This is a genomic window from Anaerotignum faecicola (genome assembly GCA_024460105.1).
Lineage (GTDB): Bacteria > Bacillota > Clostridia > Lachnospirales > Anaerotignaceae > JANFXS01.
On sequence record JANFXS010000521.1, the window covers coordinates 1 to 398 of the forward strand.

Below are 398 nucleotides of genomic sequence, written 5' to 3' on the forward strand. Positions count from 1 at the left end.
CCTGGACACTCCTACCTATATAAAACCCGTAAAACACTAATTCCATTTGTCTATAATTGAGTTTTCCATCTGCTACAATCCGTATCTTCTGGATATCAAGCTTCCTTTCCAGTGCTCCGGCAATTGCCCGGACCTCCTCCGATCCGTCTGAATCATGCACAAGACCAATAAGACTATCCCAATCTAATACCCATCAAATACGCTTTGCGCAAAGCATTTATTTTGTTACTATATCCTCCAACCTCCATGATCTTCTTCACCAACTCATAGGGGATCCGGTCAGCAGATAACGCCTCCTCCGCGATCCGCAGTTTTTCCTTTAATAAGAAGATCTCATTTTTCAGGGTATCCAAAGTTTTGATTTTATTGTCCATGTCACTCCTCCTTATGTAGCAAAA

Annotated in this window: 1 protein-coding gene; it reads right to left on the bottom strand. The window is 42.0% G+C overall.

What is annotated here, in order from left to right; all coding sequences use genetic code 11:
* Positions 1-173: 173 nt before the first annotated feature.
* On the bottom strand, positions 174-398 hold a 225-nt coding region (locus NE664_15190), incomplete at its 5' end, for a phage-shock protein (protein MCQ4727976.1).